This is a genomic window from Deferrivibrio sp. (genome assembly GCF_055117995.1).
Window position 1 is genome coordinate 24,815 of the sequence record NZ_JBSQOT010000011.1, and the last position, 15,957, is coordinate 40,771.

Consider the following 15,957-nt stretch of genomic DNA (forward strand, 5'->3'; position numbering starts at 1 on the left):
AATATCTCTTTCTTATCCGCAAAACTACCTCCACCAAATGTAATAATAAGAATTAAAATTTGCAGTATAATTTTTAGGCAAAAGCTCTTTAACGTTGTATTTATCAAGGTTAAATTCCTCTGCAGCCTTTTTTATATTATTATCGGCGTAAACCTTAACTACTTTAAGGTTTAGTATTACATCTTTTCCGCCGTTAAAAGACAGATAGGTGACCGGGTCTTTTATGGAGGCGGTTAAAAACCTTCTGTCTTTTGTGGCAACTTCATACACATAAGTATATGAATAAACACTACTTGTTAAAATTGCCAAAATCAAAAAGCTAAGCGTTAGCTTTTTGAACAAGGCTGTTAATTTTAGCAACCATTTCATCCAAATTTATCGGCTTTGTCAAAAAGGCATCGATTCCGGAAATCTTTGCCTTTTGAATATTGCTTGTTTCACCTCTTGAGGAAACAGCGATTATCGGTTTTTCAAAGCCTTTTTCCCTTATAATCTTGGCAAACTCAAAACCGTCCATTTCAGGCATTACAATGTCTGTAATTATAAGATCAAGATCAACTTTAGTTGCAGCATGAATTGCGTCATTTGGGTTTGATACTTCAATTGTTTCAATCCAGCCTGTTGATGATAGCAGCCTCTTCATAATCTTTCTATCTGTTGCAGAATCATCTACAATTAGCGCTTTTACATTATTGCTGTTTTTTGTAGCAATATTTTTGATTTTTTTCTTTTTTGTCCTTCTTGGCATTTTTGTAGCAATTTCCATTATACCTGAAACATCAACAATAAGCCTTACTTTCCCATCACCCATTATGGTAGCGCCTGCAATACCCACATTTCCACCAAGGTATTCCCCAAGTGATTTGATTACTATCTCTTCCTGACCTACCAATCTGTCCACAATAAGCCCGATTCGCTTTTCTGCCAGGGCAACCACCACCACATACATATCTTGGGAAAATGAGCCTTCAAGCTGGAATACTTCGTCCAGCCTTATTAATGATAGTACGGAATCACGAAGTTTTAAAACTTCTCTTCCTTCAAAATTGTGTATTTCATCTTCGTTTATTTTGACTGTTTCTATTACCGAGACAAGTGGAATTGCAAAGACCTCTCCTGATACCTCTACGAGAAGTGCCTGAATAATGGCAAGAGTAAGGGGCAATTTCAATTTAAATGTAGAGCCTTGATTTATTTCAGATTCAATTGTGATGATACCGTTTAGCTTTTCAATATTTGTTTTTACTACGTCCATCCCTACACCACGGCCTGAAACACCCGTGACCTTTTCTGCCGTAGAAAATCCCGGTCTGAAAATTAACCCCAAAACTTCTTCTTTATTGAGGTTTTTTGCTTCGTCAGGCGTAATAATTTCCTTTTCGAGGGCCTTTTTCTTGATTTTTTCCGGGTCTATCCCTTTACCGTCATCTTTTATTTCTATTACTATGTGGTTGCCTTCATGATAGGCGTTAAGCCACACAGTACCTTTTTTTGGTTTCCCTTTTTTTACCCTTTCTTCAGGAGATTCAACACCGTGATCGACCGCATTTCTAATCATATGAATCAGCGGATCTCCAATCTCCTCAACTACAGACTTATCAAGCTCTGTATCTTCCCCTGAAATAATAAGATCTATTTCCTTGTTTAAATCTCTGCAAAGATCTCTTACCATTCTTGGAAATTTATTAAATACCTTACCTATAGGTACCATTCTTGTTTTCATTACAGCAAGCTGCAGCTCTGTGGTAATCAGTCCTATTTGTGATGTTGTCTCAGAAAGCTGCTCCGTTAAAAATTCCCCTTCAAACTTTTTCTCAAGTTCAACGGCAAGCTGCGTTATCCTGTTTCTGCTGAGTACAAGCTCCCCTACAAGGTTCATTAATGAGTCAAGTCTTGATACATCAACCCTTATTGTCTGCTCAATTGCTTTTGTAACTTTTTTAATCTGCGAAGGTTTGTTTTTGTCTGTTGTTTTTTTGGAAACAGGCTCACTTTTTGGCTGGGATGCAGTTACCAATTTCCCCTCATTTGCCAATTTCAGCTTTTTTACAGTCTCATCTATTGCTACATTGTCAGTGCCGTTTTTTATATCTTCCATTAATTGTTTTACAACATCGACAAACTCAAGGAGAATATCCATTATCTCCCTTGTTACGACCATCTCACCTTTTCTCAATTTGTTCAGTATCTCTTCAGCATGGTGAGTTACTGTGGACATTTTGTCAAATCCAAGAAAAGATGAAGAGCCTTTTATAGTATGAGCGCATCTGAAGATTCCATTTAAAAGCTCAAGATCGTTTTTTCTATGCTCAAGTTCGACAAGATCCTGGTCAAGTTTCTCTATCAATTCTTCCGATTCCACGATAAAATCGTTTACTAAATCCTGCATATCATCAAAGCTCATGCTGCCCCCCTTTAACTGCCAAACTCTTTGAGCAGTGCATCAACGATATCCTGATTGCTTAAAATGTCATCTACATTTCCTGCTCTGTTTAAAGTATCTATATCAATTTTGTTGTCTTTTAAGCCAAGTTTTATAACCAATTCACCTACTTTTCTTTCGAGAACTTTAATAATTCTTATCAATTTATCAATTTTTTGTTTGGATATATCCTGAAATTCAAGCGTGGCGATCATATCAAATGAAACATCCTGACCTTCTATTGTTTTGTCAAGTATTCTGTCAATTACCCCCAATGCATGTTCGTGATTCCCTTCTTGAGCATAACTCTTAAGAAGTTTTATATTTTCTTTTATTTCATCAATGATAAAGTTGATACTATCTGTTAAATTCAAAATATTTTCAGATGCTTTTTTTGTATCATTTATTACTTCATTTAAAACCTTTTCAAACATAGGCAGATCATCGAATGAATCTTCTACTGAATTACTTACTGTGGATAACTTTTTCATTGCATCTGCAAAGTATTGTGCAATTTCAAAAAGCTCACTTTCAGGATTAACAGCTATGTTTGCAACATCATATTCGCCGCTGTTTATCTTTTTTGCAATTTCTATAAGTTCACTGATATCTTTTAATTCATCAGCCATATTTAAAGTCCCAATAGTTTAAAAACTTTCTCCTGCAGGATATCAGGTGTAAAAGGTTTTACTACGTAATTATTTACTCCGCTTCTCAGTGCAGTAAGAATGTCTTCTTTGGCTGCTTCTGTTGTAACCATAAGGATTGGTGTCTCTTTATATTTATCTTTTGCTCTAAGTGTTTTTACAAATGTAAGACCGTCCATCTCCGGCATATTCCAGTCAGTTATTATTAAATCTACATTATTTTGCGCGATTACTTCCAGAGCCTCAATTCCGTTTCCTGCCTCAAGAATATTGGAAAAACCAATCTTTATAAGTGTGTTCTTTATGATTCGCCTCATTGTTGAAGAATCATCTACCGTTATGATTACATGATCGTACGCCATTACTTCCTCCTTGGGTGGTCTAACCTAATATAATTATACTTAAAAAAAACTAATTTTTAAATACAAATTTTGTCTGTTTCATTGATTTATGAGTCTCTGAGTTTTTTTAGTCTCTCTTCCCTGCTTATGATTTCTTTAATCCTTATTCCAAAAAAACCATCCACAATCACAACTTCCCCTCTTGCTATCGGTTTGTTATTTATTAAAAGCTCTACCGGTTCGTCTGCATAGTTGTCAAGCTCGACAATGTTGCCAGGTCCAATATTAACAATATCTTTTAAAAACATCTTTGTTGAGCCAATCCTGACACTGACAGGGATTTCAACATCAAGGAGCATTTCAATATTTCCATCGTAATTTTGTCCGGAATTTTTTGAAGATTTAAAATCTACCGCTTCAAAATCGGGTTCGTCATCTTCAAAATCAAAATCATTGTTTTCCACATTTTCCTCGTCTTTGCCCAGAAGCTTTTCTATCGTTTTTGATATGACAAGGGTAAAGCTTTCATTGTTGTTATTGTAGGTAATATTGTAATCCTGAGTGATAAGTTCAGCTATCTGGAGATTGATTGTATCTTCAATCTTTTCAACCTTTACAACTTCGAGAGAAAGTTTTACTCCAAATTTTTCCTGAAAAGGTACGTTTACCGATGAAACTGCCTGTGAAGAAAGCTCTTTTACGGCGTCAGTAATTTCAGGGTCAAGTTCTTCCACACCGTTTCCTTCCCCCATAAGCATAATATCAGCAAAGGCAGTAATAAGTTTTATATCAAAAATAAGAAGCCCTGTTATGCTGTTTTGGGCATCATTGAAATAGATGCCAGCTTTCCCTTTATTCTCTTTGGCAATGTCATCTATATCAGATTCGAATGTGTTATTTAGCTCGTAGATAAGAGGCTTGCCAATAATAGTGCCCACGCTGTTTGAAAAAGCCTCTCCAAACATGTCAAAAAAAGTGTGAAGTTTATTATTTCTGTTTAGTTGTAATTGTTTTTTCACTATTTGACTCCGCTATAACCTTTTTTATTTTTATCCCTTTTTTTACGCCTACGACTCCCGGCTCACCAAGAAAACTTTCAAGGTTGTTTACGTTGAGTTTTATATCAGCGGTTGCTTTTCTATCCAGAACAACCACATCACCTGCCGTCAAATCAAGTATTTCCTGCACAAGAAGTAATGTTTTGCCAAGCTCTGCAAAAATGGGGACTTTGATTTCTTCAAGAAGCTCAATAATTTTACTTTCGTACTGCCCTCCCTTCATTTTTTTGGCGCCAATCAACCAATCCTGGGAATTAATTTTGCCCAATATAGGCTCAAGCGTTATTGCAGGAAGGCAAAGGTTTATCATTCCTGAAACTTCGCCAAATTTCACCTCAAAAACCACAAGCACAACTACTTCATTTTGGGCAACTATCTGCACTACCTGTGGACTGTTTTCACTTATCTCCCTTTTGAATTTAATGTTTGGAATTATCTGTTTCCAGATATCCTCCAACTCGTTTAAAATGAGGGTTATGACGCTTTGAATAATATTTTGCTCCAAAGACGTCATTTCTCTTATTTTATAAAGAGGTTGACCTGGCCCGCCCAGTAGTTTGTCTACAATTGGAAAGACTATGGAAGGGTTTATTTCAAGTACGGCGTTTCCTTCAAGTGGAATCATACTTATTACGTTAAAACTTGTAGGGTCAGGCAACGACATTAGAAATTCACCGTATGTCATCTGATCAACACTGACAAGATTTATATCTGTAATTGTTCTTAAATAGTTTGAGAAGACAGAAGAAAAATTTCTTGCAAATTTGTCATGTAAGTTTCTGATAGAACGAAGTTGTTCCTTTGATACCCTGTCTGGCCGTCTAAAATCATAGACAGATACCTTTTTGGGAACATAAGTTAATGTGTCATCCTGTTTTTCTTCGATACCGTCTTCTGCTACGGTAGAGAGCAGGGCATCAATTTCTTCCTGGCTTAGAATATCTGCCACATAAGCTCCTTATAATTATTTACAATAGCTGACAATAGTGTCTGCTATCGATTCAAGAGGCACAACTACATCAGCTATATTTGCTTCTACTACAGAACGGGGCATACCGTAAACTACACATGTTTCCTGGTTTTGGGCTATAACAGCACCACCCATACTTTTAAGTTTTGTTAGCCCCTTTAATCCATCGCTCCCCATACCTGTCATAATGACTCCAAGAGCATCTCTGCCAAAGTTATCTGCTACAGAATCTACCATCACATCCACACTCGGGATGTGAAGCATGTTCTGCGGTTCACTGGTCACCTCTGTATAATAATTCGACCCGATTTTCTTAATCTTTAGATGAAATCCACCTTTGGCAATATAAACAACGTTTGGCTCAAGCTTCTCTTTACCCTGAGCTTCTACAACAGTAAGCTGGCTTAATGTATTTAATCTGCTGGCAAGGGAATTTGTAAAATTAGGCGGCATATGCTGCACAACAAGTATCGGTCTGTTTAAGGTGGCTGGCAAAAGTGGAATAACCTTTTGCAGTGACTGGGGACCTCCGGTAGAGGTTCCTATTGCGACAATTTTTTTGTTGCCTGACGTAATTTTTGGTAAAGTTGCGCTCTGGGCTGTAGTTGTTACTTTTGGTTGAATACCTGAAATTGCTCTTCTTACAGGCTTTTTTGCTGCAAAATACCGGATTTTTTCTATAAGCTGCTCTTCAATCTTCATTACTCCGAAACTTGCAAATGATTTATCTTTTGTCAGAAAGTCTACCGCTCCAAGCTCCAGGGCTTTTAAAGTTGCTTCTGCACCTTCACTTGTCAAGGAACTTACCATAATTACCGGGGTAGGATTTTTTGCCATTATATGTTTTAATGCTTCGAGGCCGTCCATTAATGGCATTTCGATATCAAGCGTTATAACATCAGGTCTTAACTTTTCGGCAAGCTCGACAGCTTCTTTGCCGTTTCTTCCAAAACCGACAATTTGTATATCAGAAGCCTTTTGCAGCATATTTTCTATGGCTTTTCGCATAAATGCAGAATCATCAACTACCAAAAGCTTTATTGCCATCTATTGCCCCCTTGAGTCTTTTTTTCAGCTTTACAACCGCTGCTGAATGTATTTGGGAAGTTCTCGATTCAGAAATACCGAGAACCTCACCTATTTCTTTCATTGTAAGCTCTTCATAATAGTAAAGTGTAATAACAGCCTTTTCTTTTTCTTTCAAGTTATCAATCTCTCTGGTCAGTAAATTAATGATTTCTTCTTTTTCAAGCGCCTCTTCAGGACTTAAAAATTCCCCTCTGATAAAATCTATCAAATCCGTATCATTTTCATCGCCAACTGAGTTATTCAGGCTGCTTACCTGAGCATTTTCAAGGACATTTAAAAGGTCAAATACTTCATTTAACTCAGTACCTGTAAACTCGGCGATTTCTTCCGGATTTGGTTTTCTGCCAAGTTTGGATGAAAGCTCCGCTATTTTATTTTCAAGGGATTTGACTTTCGCTCTCAGGCTTCGAGGCAAAACATCAAGTTGTCTTAATGTATCAAGTATTGCTCCTTTAATCCTTCTTTCAGCAAAAACTTTAAAGTCCACGTTTCTCGACTTGTCAAATCGCTTAAAGCTTTCCACAAGTCCGAGACACGCAGCAGAATATAGTTCATCGGTATCCACAGAAGAAGGGAGTGTCTGTGAAATTCGTATTACCCAGCTTTTTATCTTAGGGATAAACTCTTCTGCAAGAGAGTTTTGTTCATCAAGTGTAATTTGCATGTATTTGTCATAGCCTGTCACAGAAGCTTCCTGTATGTATTGAAAATATCCTCAATATAACCAAAAACAATTTTTGACACAATGTAAACCAATACAAAAAGAACAAAGTCTTTCAAAATAAATTCAATATTTACTTCAAAATACACAATGTATTTGTACAAAAATGAAATTATGAACGTTACAGAGGCCACCAGAAATGCAAAATGTTTGTATAAACCTGTCATGATACAAGCCTCCTTAAAATATCTTTTATGCTAACGCCGCTTTTTTGTATATCGATATCAATTCCATCTATCTTCTTGATAATTGCGGCCAAATCTTTCATATAACCTGATAATGGGTTTAAGGCAGCAAGCGGTGTCTGCTTTTTTACAGATTTTATGATGTTTGTGTCCTCTCGAATGTATCCCAAAAAGTTTGTTTTGATTTTTAAAAATTTATCGATAATTTTCTGTAAATTTAAAAAAAGGTTAAATGCAGCCTTTTCATCATTTATCCGGTTGATTACAATATTGGCTTCATCAAGTCCATACTGATTGTTGGCTACCTTGATGAGAGCATAGGCATCAGTTATCGCTGTAGGCTCTGCCTGTGTCAGTATAATGTTAATATCCGATATGGAAACAAATTTCATTACATTTTCAGAAATACCTGCCCCAGCATCAAATATTATATACTCGTAAATATCATCGATATATACAAAAATATCTATCAGTTTGTTGAAATCCTCCTCATTCATTGAGGCAAGTTTTGAGAAACCACTTGAAGCAGGGATAATATCAAATCCGTAAGCAGTATTTACTATCAACTGGTCAGGATTGAGATTTTTTTCAAAATAGTCGATTATGCTTATTTTAGGAGTAATGTTTAAAAGTATATCCACGTTTGCAAGCCCCAAGTCAGCATCAAACAACAGGACTTTTTTTCCGTTTTTGGCAAGCAGGCAGGCAAAATTTACGGAAAAGTTTGTCTTTCCAACACCACCCTTGCCACTTGAAACGGTTATGTATTTAGCCTTCTTTTTCTTTTCCCAGGCTATTTTTCTTAAATTTTGTGCCTGATCTGCCATTAATTTCTCCACAATGTTGGTATTTCGCTGAATATGGTTTTAGCAATCTTTTTGCCATCCGGTATTTCCATATCCTCAGGTACATTCTGGCCATTTGTCATAAGGAGTATCGGCACTTTTTTCAGGATAGGAAGACTTGCTATGCTGCCAAAGTATTTTGTTTCGTCAAGTTTGGTAAAAATAAGGTAGTCAGGGTTCAATTTTGAGTATCTGTTGAAGGTATCGCCCAATTCGCTGTGGTTTGAGCTCATAGAAAGCACAAGTGCAACGCTAATTAATGGGTTAATGCTTATAAAATTTTTCAACTCATCAATCTGGGCAGTGTCATATTGGCTTCTGCCCATAGTATCAAGTATAATGTATTCATAATCTTCAAAACCAAGTATGATTTCATTCAGCTCTGTGGGGCTGCTTGCTATTCTTAAAGGTACATCTATTATTTCAGCGTAATTTTTCAACTGTTCAACAGCGCCGATTCTGAATGTGTCAATAGAAATGAGTGCTACGGTCTTCTGCAATTTTAGGGCCAGGTTTGCTGCAATTTTCGCGATTGTGGTTGTCTTTCCTACCCCTGTGGGGCCGACAAGGGCGAGTACTTTTTTCTTAAGCATTGTAAAATAATCTTTTTCAACCGGGATAATGTCTGCAAAAAGTTGCATCGCAATATTTTTTATTTGGAGAGAGGTAGAATTTTCATCAATCCTTCCTTCAATTTTTTTTAGAAATTTATAAGCAAGCACATCATCTACTTCATTTTTTATCATAATATTATATATTTCTTTCAGAGACTTGGGTAAGTCTATCGCCATGTTTTCGGAAATCGCCGTTTTCATTTCGCTGATCTGTTTTTTTATTTCATTCATATCGTTAAGGAGCATTTCAAATTTGTTAAGCCCCAAAGAGTTTATAACCTCAGTAAGTTTGCTTATGTCAGCATTGTCTTCAATGGTTTTTTCAACAGGTTTTATGGTTTCAGATGCAGTTTTCTTTGTTTCCCTTTTGGCAGAATAATCAACAGCGGCGGTAACTTCTATCATAGGTCTTGAAAAAAGTCCGAAACTACCGTTTTTTACTATTTTTCTTGTTGAGAGTATCACTGCATCAGGACCAAGTTCTTTTTTGATGACAGCCATTGCCTCTTTCATGTCGTATACTTCATATTTTTTTATTTTCATAATTGTATCTCCACATTACCGAGGGTTTCTATTTTTACGTTATCCGATATTTCATTATGGGAAATAATATTCAAATTTGGAATAAATTTTTCAACAAATCTTCTGAAAGGCAATCTGATAGGGGGTGAAATAACAAGCACTGGCGGTAGCCCTTTCAAGTTGATTTCGTCAACCTTTTTCATTAATGCCGATAATATCTTCTGGCCAAATGAAGGGTCGATTACGATATCTTTACCGTCATCTGTTTGTTGTATGTTTTTGGCAAGAAACTGCTCAATTTGTGAGGCAAGGGTAAACACATAAAGCTTACCGTCAGCTGCGAGTAAACTTTCAGAAATTTGCCTTTTAAGCGCCACACGGACTTTTTCTGTCAGATAATCTACACTTTTTGATTGGGTGCCGTAAGATGCGAGCACCTCGAGGATTGTTTGCAAATTTCTGATAGATATTCTTTCTTTTAATAGATTTTGCAAAACGCGGTGTACCAGACCAAGGTCCAAAATATTTGGTACCAAATCTTCTACAAGCTTTGGATATTTTTCTTTAAGTTTGTCCAGCAAGTCCTGTGTTTCCTGTCTTCCCACCAGTTCATAGGCGTTTGATTTTATTACTTCTGTAAGATGGGTGGCAATTACCGTTGCAGGGTCTACGATGGTATAACCTTCAATTTCTGCCCTTTCCCTTTCAGCGGCATCAACCCATTTGGCTTCAAGACCAAATGCAGGGTCTTTTGTATCAACCCCTTCTATTGTTTTTAAATCCCCGTCAGGGTTCATAACGAGCCATCTGTCAGGCAGTACAAATCCGGTGGCGACCTTTACCCCTTTTATAAGGATAGTGTAGTTGTTGGGATCGATTTGAAGGTTATCCCTGATTCTTACCGGTGGGACTATAAACCCCATTTCAAGGGCGATTTGCCTTCTTATTGATTTTATTCTTCCAAGCAGATTTCCACCTTTGCTTTCGTCTACTAACTGAATCAGGTTAAAGCCGATTTCAAGCTCCATTGTATCCATTTCAAGCAGATCTCTTACAGCTTTTTCTTCAGGCACCTCATCAGGCTCTTCTTCAGGCTCTTCAGCCTCTTTTTCAGCAATATCTTTCAGCGAGGATTTGGAGTAGTAAGCAATTGCAAACATTATCCCGGCAAGAATAAAAAATGATAGCTTTGGAAGCCCCGGTATTAGACCGAAAAATACAAGTATAGCACCTGTGACATAAAGTATTTTTGTGGTCTTAAACATTTCTGCCAGAAGTCTTGTGCCTAAGTCTGCTTGTTCTCCAGCTCTTGTCACAACAATACCAGCTGCAGTAGAAATGATAAGTGCAGGCATCTGGCTTACAAGTCCGTCACCGACTGTTAATATTGTAAAACGTTTTGCTGCCTCACCTACTGTCATATCAAACTGCGCAACACCTATTATAAGTCCACCAATGATATTTATCGCTGTAATTAAAAGGCCTGCAACTGCATCACCCCTTACAAACTTAGAAGCACCATCCATTGCTCCGTAAAAATCAGCCCTTTTTTGTATATCTTCCCTGAGTTTTTTTGCCTGCATTTCATCAATTATACCTGCATTAAGATCAGCATCGATACTCATTTGTTTACCAGGCATTGCATCAAGAGTAAATCTTGCCGCAACTTCAGCTACTCTGCCCGAACCTTTTGTGATAACCACAAAGTTTATAATTACAAGTATCAAAAATATGATCATACCTATGACAAAATTACCACCTACGACAAATTGGCCAAAAGACATAATAACAGCACCTGCTGCATCTTCCCCTTCGGCACCATGAAGGAGAATTCTCCTTGTGGATGCAACGTTAAGTGAAAGTCTGAAAAGGGTGGAGATAAGCAATACCGAAGGAAAAGTTGAAAAATCAAGAGGCTCTTTTATATACAGTGATACAAGAAGGATTATAAGGGCGAGTGTTATGCTCATAGTAAGAAATATGTCAAGCAATGTGGCTGGCACAGGGATAATCATTACTATAAGGATGCCTACTACCAAAAACGGCATAAATATATCGCCACTTTTAAGTTTACTTAACACACCGGTTTCCTGAGCCATTTTACCTCAAATTAAAATTATTAATATACTTTTGTCTATTATACACTAAAAATATTAAAAAAGTTAAGCCTTTTTATTAGTTTAGTTTGATTTTAAATTTTATTACTCAATATTTGACATTTATCAATTCAAAAAAAATATTTTTATGTATATTTCCCACTAAAGAGTAAGGAGGCAGATATGACAGCAGTAATTGATACAAATATTTCAATAAAAGAATTGGTTGAAAAATACCCTGAGACACTTGATATACTTGTTGCTAACGGTTTTGAAATGTTTAAGGATGAAAATAAGTTAAATAGTGTAGGTAAAATTTTAAAGCTTGGTTCAGCCCTGAAATCAAAAGGGTTTGACGAGGAAACCTTTGTAAAACTTTTGGAAGAGAAGGTTGAACAGGAAAGAAACGTAAGCGATGTTACGATGAAAAAGAGAGTGGCAGTGGGGGATATCAAAGTAAAAGGTTTACTCCCTTGTCCCGTAAGAATACCTCTTTTAGAAGGGTTTGACAGCTTTACAGAAAAATTTAATGAAGAAAATGGTATAAATATTACCTATAAACTTGAAGCAGCTTCAGTAGGTGCAAAGTTTCTTGAAGAAGAGATTGCAAAAGTGGAATCTGAAGATGAGCTTCCGGATATCTTTGTTTCTGCGGGCTTTGAGACATTTTTCGACAAGAGAGCCATTGGCAGATTTAAGGATAACGGGGTGTTTGTAAACCCTTATTTTGGTGAAAAATTAAATGATGATTTTAATGGAGTAGATATAGAAGACCCGAAGGGTGATTATACGATAATTAGTACTGTGCCTGCAGTATTTATGGTAAATTTGCAGGAAATCGGTGATTTAAAAGTCCCTGAAAGTTGGGCAGACCTTTTAAGTGAAGAGTATTATCAAAAAGTTGCATTGCCGGTGGGTGATTTTGACCTTTTTAATGCTATCTTGATAAGTATTTACAAAGACTTTGGATTGGAAGGTGTTGAAAAATTGGGTAAGATACTGCTCAAATCTATGCATCCAGCCCAGATGGTTAAAAATGCGGGGAAAAAAGTAGCCGAAAAACCTGTTGTAACCATCATGCCTTACTTTTTTACAAAAATGGTAAGGGATGTGTCCACTATGAAAGTAGTTTGGCCAAAAGATGGAGCAATTATTTCTCCAATATTCATGCTTGTAAAAAAAGAAAGACTTGAGATACTCAAGCCTGTAGCAGATTTTATCTTCTCTAAAGAAGTGGGTGAAATCCTTTCCCATAAAGGGCTTTTCCCTTCACTTAACAGTGAAGTGAAAAATATTTTGCCTGAAAATGCAAAATTTAGATGGGTTGGTTGGGAGTATATTTATGAAAACGATATTGCCGAGCTGATAAAAATGACAAATGAAGTATTTGAAAAAAGCGCAGATGAGGTGAGATGATGAAATTTTTAACCGTTTCAGGGCCCCCATCTTCCGGGAAAACATCGGTAATTTTAAAGACAATAGATGCATTGAAAGAAAAGGGCTATAGGGCAGGGGTAGTAAAATTTGACTGTTTGTTGACTGACGATGATAAGCTTTATATGTCGAAAAACATACCTGTTAAAAAAGGTCTGTCCGGTGCATTGTGCCCTGACCATTTTTTTGTAAGTAACATTGAAGCTTGCGTTGAGTGGGGGCTGGAAAATAATCTTGAATTTTTGATAAGTGAAAGTGCAGGGCTTTGCAACAGATGTTCACCACATATTAAGGATATATTGGCTGTATGTGTAATTGATAATTTAAGTGGCGTAAATACTCCTAAAAAAATTGGTCCTATGTTAAAATCTGCAGATATAGTTATTATTACAAAGGGTGATATCGTTAGTCAGGCGGAAAGGGAAGTTTTTGCAAGCAGAGTAAAAAATGTGAATCCGAGTGCTACAATTATGCACGTAAATGGCATCACAGGGCAGGGTGCTTATGAGTTTGCAAGTCTTATAGAAGATACAAATGAAATAGAGACTTTGAAAGGTAAGAAATTAAGATTTTCGATGCCTTCTGCACTTTGTTCATATTGTCTTGGTGAGACAAGGATAGGGGAGTCCTATCAGATGGGCAATGTAAGAAAGATGGAGATGTAGTTATGAGTACGATATTAAAAGAGCCTATTTCAAAGATTATAATTGAAAAACCTTACCTGTCAGACTTTTTTGAGTCTTACGGAATAACTGTTGATAAAAACGATGAGAGAGACTTGGATACCTTTTTTAATGAGTTGAGTGAAGATTTACTTGAGGATGTAGGTACAACTCTTTCAGATTTGAAAAAGGCTTTTAATGAATATTTGTCTGCGATGGAAGAGGTGCTTGAAAATGATTTTCAGGTAGAAGAGATAACTATTATCGGAGGCTTTAATAAGTCAAATGAGCCTGAAAATTTTGAACTTACTATCAAAAAAGGTGATGTTGTTTGCATAGTAGGCCCCACAGGGTCAGGAAAAAGCAGACTTTTGGCAGATATTGAGTGGATGGCTCAGGGGGATACCCCTACTAAAAGAAAAGTATTAATAAATGGTGAAAAGCCTAAAAAAGAGTGGCGATTTTCTACTGAACACAAGCTTGTGGCTCAACTTTCTCAAAATATGAATTTTGTAATGGATTTGACTGTTGAAGAGTTTGTTACTCTTCACGCGGAAAGTAGGTTTATACAAGATGTTGATGAAAAGGTTAACAGAATTATAGAAGAGGCAAACAAACTTGCAGGTGAGCAATTTACGAAAGATACTCCGGTGACGGCACTTAGCGGTGGACAGTCAAGGTCGTTAATGATTGCGGATACTGCATTTTTGAGCAAATCGCCCATAATTTTAATTGATGAAATAGAAAATGCGGGTATTGACAGGAAGAAAGCTTTAGAGCTTTTGGTAAAAGAGGAAAAAATTGTCCTTATGGCTACTCACGACCCTATATTGGCACTGATGGGTGACAAAAGGCTGATTATTAAAAATGGCGGGGTTGCCAAGATAATTGAATCGAGTGAAGAGGAGAAGGCAATATTGCCTGAGCTTGAAGCACTTGATAACAAACTTTTGGAATTAAGAAACAGGTTGAGAAATGGTGAAGTTTTAAAATAAGATTAATAATATAGGAGGCTTAATTATGCATGAAGGATGTATGGGAAGTTTTGAAAATGGCAAGCAAGTAGTGGATAAACTTAGGATGATGGGGTTTAGTAATCAATATATGCCTATGCCGATGAAATTAAAATGCAGCTGCGGTGAAGAATTTGAAATGGAAACATTTGAGTCAAAATGTCCAAAGTGTAACATGGTATACGGTGTGACACCTTGTCATGCTTTTGACCCGTCAAATATTCAAGCAGCAGGAGTGGACTACTAAATGGCACTTTCCAAAGAAAAAAGGATTAAGAAAGATGCTAAAATTTTAAGAAAATTTGTGTATGTATATTGCAAAAAAAATCATCCAGATAGAGAAAAAAACTCTGACGGTTATTGTGGTGAATGCTTTGAAGTTTTAAACTATGCACTCAAGAGGGATGAAAAATGCCCTCTTGACCCAAAACCCAAATGTAAAGATTGTAAAATCCACTGTTACAAACCTGAAATGCGTCAAAAAATCAAGGAAATAATGAAATTTAGCGGGATTTATTTTATCAAAAGGGGCAGACTTGATTGGGTATTTCATTATTTCTTTTGATTGGTCGATTTTTTGCGAAGGGTTTTAAGGCTTAAGGGTATAAAAAGCTAATTTCCTAAAAGCTCAATCTCTTTTCCATTTACTTTTATAATATTTTCTTCGGTCAGTTTTTTTAAGAGTCTTGAAAATGTCTCAGGGGCTATCCCCAAAAGGATTGCAATATCCCCTTTGCTTGCAGGCAGTATCACCTTATTATCTTTATTTTTATCAGCCAGTACAGTTAAATATCTAAGCAGTCTGTTTCTTGCATCACTTAATGTAAGATTTTCAACCATATTCAAAAAATATTTAATCCGTTGAGCCATCATACCTATTAATTTCATGGAAATATCCGGGTGTTCTTTTATCAATTGGTAAAGTTTTTTAGAGTTAATAGCAAGTGCGACAGAATCTACTACCGCCTCTGCAGTAACGGGGTAACGGTTTCTAAGATAAAGGAGTATCTCAGCAAATAGCTCACCTGGCTTGACAAAATGAATTATTGCTTCTTTCCCTTCGTCATTAGTCTTGTAAAGTTTGATATGCCCTGTGGCTAAAAAATAGATATTTTCCCCTTCTTGGTCTTCAAAGAAAAATATCTCTTTTTTATCTTTTTTAACAAGTGTTGAAATGTTTTCAAGTAGTTTAAATGTCTCTTCGTCAGAGTTTCCCAAAAAGCAGTTTACAAACATTTTCAACGCACTTTTTTTATCCATGTCAGGAATATAGCATTTATTTACGAAAAATCAAATCACTTATTTAGCCCGGCAAAAATTATAAATACACTTTTTATC

The 15,957-nt window shown here is 36.4% G+C and carries 18 protein-coding genes; 5 read left to right on the forward strand and 13 right to left on the reverse strand.

What is annotated here, in order from left to right:
• Positions 1-24: 24 nt before the first annotated feature.
• From ACTCAF_RS04835 to flhA, 12 genes are all read right to left on the reverse strand, one after another.
• Positions 25-369 (reverse strand): hypothetical protein, encoded by a 345-nt coding sequence (locus ACTCAF_RS04835; RefSeq protein ID WP_463062161.1) that lies wholly within the window; start codon positions 367-369, stop codon positions 25-27.
• The gene (locus ACTCAF_RS04840) at positions 320-2,404 is read right to left on the reverse strand and encodes a hybrid sensor histidine kinase/response regulator (protein WP_463062162.1); all 2,085 of its coding nucleotides are present in this window, start codon (positions 2,402-2,404) and stop codon (positions 320-322) included. Before ACTCAF_RS04840 ends, ACTCAF_RS04835 begins: the two co-directional genes overlap by 50 nt.
• Positions 2,405-2,415: 11 nt before the next feature.
• A complete protein-coding gene (locus ACTCAF_RS04845; RefSeq protein ID WP_463062163.1) occupies positions 2,416-3,051 on the reverse strand; it encodes a protein phosphatase CheZ in 636 nt (211 codons plus the stop codon).
• Positions 3,052-3,053: 2 nt separating this feature from the next.
• The gene (locus ACTCAF_RS04850; protein ID WP_463062164.1) at positions 3,054-3,431 is read right to left on the reverse strand and encodes a response regulator; all 378 of its coding nucleotides are present in this window, start codon (positions 3,429-3,431) and stop codon (positions 3,054-3,056) included.
• 86 nt (positions 3,432-3,517) lie between these two features.
• Entirely contained in the window at positions 3,518-4,429 is a 912-nt protein-coding gene (gene fliN / locus ACTCAF_RS04855; RefSeq protein ID WP_463062165.1) for a flagellar motor switch protein FliN, read from the reverse strand.
• Positions 4,398-5,417, reverse strand: a complete 1,020-nt coding sequence (gene fliM / locus ACTCAF_RS04860; protein ID WP_463062166.1) for a flagellar motor switch protein FliM — start codon at positions 5,415-5,417, stop codon at positions 4,398-4,400. Before fliM ends, fliN begins: the two co-directional genes overlap by 32 nt.
• 15 nt (positions 5,418-5,432) lie before the next feature.
• A complete protein-coding gene (locus tag ACTCAF_RS04865; protein ID WP_463062167.1) occupies positions 5,433-6,485 on the reverse strand; it encodes a protein-glutamate methylesterase/protein-glutamine glutaminase in 1,053 nt (350 codons plus the stop codon).
• A complete protein-coding gene (locus ACTCAF_RS04870) occupies positions 6,460-7,212 on the reverse strand; it encodes a sigma-70 family RNA polymerase sigma factor (RefSeq protein WP_463062168.1) in 753 nt (250 codons plus the stop codon). The genes ACTCAF_RS04865 and ACTCAF_RS04870 overlap by 26 nt, the downstream gene beginning before the upstream one ends.
• Entirely contained in the window at positions 7,209-7,415 is a 207-nt protein-coding gene (locus tag ACTCAF_RS04875) for a hypothetical protein (RefSeq protein ID WP_463062169.1), read from the reverse strand. The genes ACTCAF_RS04870 and ACTCAF_RS04875 overlap by 4 nt, the downstream gene beginning before the upstream one ends.
• The gene (locus ACTCAF_RS04880; RefSeq protein WP_463062170.1) at positions 7,412-8,260 is read right to left on the reverse strand and encodes a MinD/ParA family protein; all 849 of its coding nucleotides are present in this window, start codon (positions 8,258-8,260) and stop codon (positions 7,412-7,414) included. Before ACTCAF_RS04880 ends, ACTCAF_RS04875 begins: the two co-directional genes overlap by 4 nt.
• Positions 8,260-9,435 (reverse strand): flagellar biosynthesis protein FlhF, encoded by a 1,176-nt coding sequence (gene flhF / locus ACTCAF_RS04885; RefSeq protein WP_463062171.1) that lies wholly within the window; start codon positions 9,433-9,435, stop codon positions 8,260-8,262. The genes ACTCAF_RS04880 and flhF overlap by 1 nt, the downstream gene beginning before the upstream one ends.
• A complete protein-coding gene (gene flhA / locus ACTCAF_RS04890; RefSeq protein ID WP_463062172.1) occupies positions 9,432-11,513 on the reverse strand; it encodes a flagellar biosynthesis protein FlhA in 2,082 nt (693 codons plus the stop codon). Before flhA ends, flhF begins: the two co-directional genes overlap by 4 nt.
• Before the next feature lie 180 nt (positions 11,514-11,693).
• Here flhA and ACTCAF_RS04895 point away from each other — a divergent pair, with 180 nt between their 5' ends.
• The 5 genes from ACTCAF_RS04895 to ACTCAF_RS04915 are packed head-to-tail and all read left to right on the forward strand — an operon-like array spanning position 11,694 to position 15,184.
• On the forward strand, positions 11,694-12,926 hold the full coding sequence (locus tag ACTCAF_RS04895) for an ABC transporter substrate-binding protein (RefSeq protein WP_463062173.1): 1,233 nt from the start codon (positions 11,694-11,696) through the stop codon (positions 12,924-12,926).
• Positions 12,926-13,609, forward strand: coding sequence for a GTP-binding protein (locus ACTCAF_RS04900; protein WP_463062186.1), 684 nt, complete (start codon positions 12,926-12,928; stop codon positions 13,607-13,609). The genes ACTCAF_RS04895 and ACTCAF_RS04900 overlap by 1 nt, the downstream gene beginning before the upstream one ends.
• 2 nt (positions 13,610-13,611) lie before the next feature.
• Positions 13,612-14,601, forward strand: a complete 990-nt coding sequence (locus ACTCAF_RS04905; RefSeq protein ID WP_463062174.1) for an ATP-binding cassette domain-containing protein — start codon at positions 13,612-13,614, stop codon at positions 14,599-14,601.
• A gap of 25 nt (positions 14,602-14,626) precedes the next feature.
• On the forward strand, positions 14,627-14,866 hold the full coding sequence (locus tag ACTCAF_RS04910; protein WP_463062175.1) for a hypothetical protein: 240 nt from the start codon (positions 14,627-14,629) through the stop codon (positions 14,864-14,866).
• On the forward strand, positions 14,867-15,184 hold the full coding sequence (locus tag ACTCAF_RS04915) for a nitrous oxide-stimulated promoter family protein (RefSeq protein WP_463062176.1): 318 nt from the start codon (positions 14,867-14,869) through the stop codon (positions 15,182-15,184).
• A 47-nt stretch (positions 15,185-15,231) separates the two neighbouring features.
• Here the strand turns inward: ACTCAF_RS04915 and ACTCAF_RS04920 are convergent, their stop codons facing one another.
• On the reverse strand, positions 15,232-15,879 hold the full coding sequence (locus ACTCAF_RS04920; protein WP_463062177.1) for a Crp/Fnr family transcriptional regulator: 648 nt from the start codon (positions 15,877-15,879) through the stop codon (positions 15,232-15,234).
• Positions 15,880-15,957 lie beyond the last annotated feature (78 nt).

Excerpts from the sequence above, each read along its gene's own strand:
- ACTCAF_RS04835 (WP_463062161.1), bottom strand. The coding sequence starts at position 369 with ATGAAATGGTTGCTAAAATTAACAGCCTTGTTCAAAAAGCTAACGCTT.
- ACTCAF_RS04840 (WP_463062162.1), bottom strand. The coding sequence starts at position 2,404 with ATGAGCTTTGATGATATGCAGGATTTAGTAAACGATTTTATCGTGGAA.
- ACTCAF_RS04845 (WP_463062163.1), bottom strand. The coding sequence starts at position 3,051 with ATGGCTGATGAATTAAAAGATATCAGTGAACTTATAGAAATTGCAAAA.
- ACTCAF_RS04850 (WP_463062164.1), bottom strand. The coding sequence starts at position 3,431 with ATGGCGTACGATCATGTAATCATAACGGTAGATGATTCTTCAACAATG.
- ACTCAF_RS04865 (WP_463062167.1), bottom strand. The coding sequence starts at position 6,485 with ATGGCAATAAAGCTTTTGGTAGTTGATGATTCTGCATTTATGCGAAAA.
- ACTCAF_RS04875 (WP_463062169.1), bottom strand. The coding sequence starts at position 7,415 with ATGACAGGTTTATACAAACATTTTGCATTTCTGGTGGCCTCTGTAACG.
- ACTCAF_RS04880 (WP_463062170.1), bottom strand. The coding sequence starts at position 8,260 with ATGGCAGATCAGGCACAAAATTTAAGAAAAATAGCCTGGGAAAAGAAA.
- flhF (WP_463062171.1), bottom strand. The coding sequence starts at position 9,435 with ATGAAAATAAAAAAATATGAAGTATACGACATGAAAGAGGCAATGGCT.
- flhA (WP_463062172.1), bottom strand. The coding sequence starts at position 11,513 with ATGGCTCAGGAAACCGGTGTGTTAAGTAAACTTAAAAGTGGCGATATA.
- ACTCAF_RS04895 (WP_463062173.1), top strand. The coding sequence starts at position 11,694 with ATGACAGCAGTAATTGATACAAATATTTCAATAAAAGAATTGGTTGAA.
- ACTCAF_RS04900 (WP_463062186.1), top strand. The coding sequence starts at position 12,926 with ATGAAATTTTTAACCGTTTCAGGGCCCCCATCTTCCGGGAAAACATCG.
- ACTCAF_RS04905 (WP_463062174.1), top strand. The coding sequence starts at position 13,612 with ATGAGTACGATATTAAAAGAGCCTATTTCAAAGATTATAATTGAAAAA.
- ACTCAF_RS04910 (WP_463062175.1), top strand. The coding sequence starts at position 14,627 with ATGCATGAAGGATGTATGGGAAGTTTTGAAAATGGCAAGCAAGTAGTG.
- ACTCAF_RS04915 (WP_463062176.1), top strand. The coding sequence starts at position 14,867 with ATGGCACTTTCCAAAGAAAAAAGGATTAAGAAAGATGCTAAAATTTTA.
- ACTCAF_RS04920 (WP_463062177.1), bottom strand. The coding sequence starts at position 15,879 with ATGGATAAAAAAAGTGCGTTGAAAATGTTTGTAAACTGCTTTTTGGGA.